The 2,068-nt window shown below is 64.7% G+C and carries 3 protein-coding genes; 1 reads left to right on the top strand and 2 read right to left on the bottom strand.

What is annotated here, in order from left to right; all coding sequences use genetic code 11:
* Positions 1-246: 246 nt before the first annotated feature.
* On the bottom strand, positions 247-660 hold the full coding sequence (locus ABGA94_RS03080) for a barstar family protein (protein WP_134956323.1): 414 nt from the start codon (positions 658-660) through the stop codon (positions 247-249).
* Positions 660-1,112, bottom strand: coding sequence for a ribonuclease domain-containing protein (locus ABGA94_RS03075; protein WP_061478000.1), 453 nt, complete (start codon positions 1,110-1,112; stop codon positions 660-662). The genes ABGA94_RS03080 and ABGA94_RS03075 overlap by 1 nt, the downstream gene beginning before the upstream one ends.
* Before the next feature lie 219 nt (positions 1,113-1,331).
* Between ABGA94_RS03075 and ABGA94_RS03070 the strand changes: the two genes are divergently transcribed.
* Positions 1,332-1,943 (top strand): superoxide dismutase, encoded by a 612-nt coding sequence (locus tag ABGA94_RS03070; RefSeq protein ID WP_005410310.1) that lies wholly within the window; start codon positions 1,332-1,334, stop codon positions 1,941-1,943.
* Positions 1,944-2,068 lie beyond the last annotated feature (125 nt).

Below are 2,068 nucleotides of genomic sequence, written 5' to 3'. Positions count from 1 at the left end.
ACGGCCGCCGCCGGACATCCCGTTCAAGAAAGAACTGCAGGAAGACAACGGCAGCCGCTAGCGGCTGCTGTTGTCCACGCATGTTCCCTTATCCCCGCGCCGTTGGCGCGCCCCCTTGAACAACAAGGGGGCTTTTCGCTGGACCCACAGCGGGATGTGGCGGTCGTGCTGGCGTGCTTTGGTAGATGCCGACCTTGGTTGGCACAGAAGCGCCGACCAAGGGCGGCCTCTACCCAGGCACTGACCTTACGTGCTCTGTGACAGGAACACCCAGAACGGTACATCGCGACCGACCCAATCGCGGCTGACTTCATCCATCACGTCCAGCAGGGTGTCGAAGTCCCTCTGTGCGTTGGCACGCAGTGCATCCACGTCGGCCAGGAACAGCGCGTAGCCGTTGGCCGGCAGCCATTGCAGATCACGCAGATTGTCTGACAGTGCATCCCAGTTGCCGCCGAAACCGGCCGGGAAATCCAGTTGCGCGGCGAGCCGGGCGAGCAGGGTGCGCTTGTCCGTCACGCCTTCCAGATCAATGCGGATCACCTTGAGGCTGGCATCGCGCATTGCTGCGGCCAGTGCGCCGATGTCATCGCTGTCGATGGCATAGACGCCGGCATTATTGATGTCATGCAGGCCGAGGCCGAAATCATCGTGGCTCATCACTGCGCTCCCTGGGCCGGTACGGTGAAGCTGCGGAACGATTCGTAGTGGTCGTCGGTGTAGTACCACGCCTCCGGCGGATCGCCGCCGGTGACGATGCGGCGCGTGCCACGCGTGCGTGCGCCGGGGGTGTCGACGGTGTACTCGCGGTAGTAGCCACGCGGACGTTGCGGCAGCTGCTGCTCGCGGTTGCCGAAGGTGGTGCCGTCCTGGCGGTGCGGGAATGGACCGCCTCGCTGGATCAGGGCAATGGTCTGGCGTGCTTCGGTGGGCAGGAACGCGGGGAGGCCGTTGTCCCGTCCGGGCGTGGCCGTGGCAGGCGCCCGGGCGGTCGGTGTTCCTTGCAGGTCCGGTGCGAACTGTGGCGCCGGCGGCCGTTGCAGGAAATGGTTGGCGACCAGGCCGAGCAGCAGCAGGGCGATGGCGGTGATCAGCAGCCGGGGGTTGCGCATGGGCAGGGGCGGGCGAGGGTGGTGCACGCACTGTAGCGCCTGCGCGCTGCATGGCGCATGAGGAGGGTGCCGCGTCACTGCTGCGTAACAATTGCCGTCGTGCTCACTGGCAGGACGCAATTTCCTTTACATCCCCCTTGGTAATCTGCGGGTCTGTCCCCATCATTCACGGCGCACCGCCCGACATCGTCGGGTGCCCTCGCAATCAGGAGATGCATCATGGCCTACACCCTGCCCAAGCTGTCCTACGCCTACGACGCGCTGGAGCCGCATATCGATGCGGCGACGATGGAAATCCATCACACCAAGCATCACCAGACCTACATCAACAACGTCAACGCGGCGCTGGAAGGCACCGAATACGCTGACCTGCCGGTCGAAGAGCTGGTGAAGAAGCTCAAGTCGCTGCCGGAGAACCTGCAGGGCCCGGTGCGCAACAACGGTGGTGGCCATGCCAACCACTCGCTGTTCTGGACCGTGATGGCTCCGAATGCTGGCGGCAACCCGGTGGGCGACGTGGCCAAGGCCATCGACAAGGACCTGGGCGGTTTCGACAAGTTCAAGGACGCCTTCACCAAGGCGGCGCTGACCCGCTTCGGCAGCGGCTGGGCGTGGCTGAGCGTGACCCCGGACAAGAAGGTCGTGGTCGAGAGCACCGGCAACCAGGACAGCCCGCTGATGGAAGGCAACACCCCCATCCTGGGCCTGGACGTGTGGGAGCACGCGTACTACCTGAAGTACCAGAACCGCCGCCCGGAATACATCGGCGCGTTCTTCAACGTCATCGACTGGAATGAAGTCGAGCGTCGTTACCAGGAAGCGATCGCCTGATCGCGGTGACGGGATGAGTGGAAAGGCCGGGGGAGACCCCGGCCTTTTCTGTTGCAGGACTCATTCGGTAGTGCCGGCCGCTGGTCGGCAATCGTGTGGTCCCGAGGGAGCCGGCCAGCGGCCGG

Origin of the sequence: Stenotrophomonas sp. 3diitr2024, from assembly GCF_042136455.1 — a bacterium.
Taxonomy (GTDB): Bacteria; Pseudomonadota; Gammaproteobacteria; order Xanthomonadales; family Xanthomonadaceae; genus Stenotrophomonas; species Stenotrophomonas sepilia.
This window is presented reverse-complemented; position numbering and strand designations above follow the sequence as displayed.

Coding starts and splice junctions, on each gene's coding strand:
- ABGA94_RS03080 (WP_134956323.1), bottom strand. CDS start 660: ATGAGCCACGATGATTTCGGCCTCGGCCTGCATGACATCAATAATGCC.
- ABGA94_RS03075 (WP_061478000.1), bottom strand. CDS start 1,112: ATGCGCAACCCCCGGCTGCTGATCACCGCCATCGCCCTGCTGCTGCTC.
- ABGA94_RS03070 (WP_005410310.1), top strand. CDS start 1,332: ATGGCCTACACCCTGCCCAAGCTGTCCTACGCCTACGACGCGCTGGAG.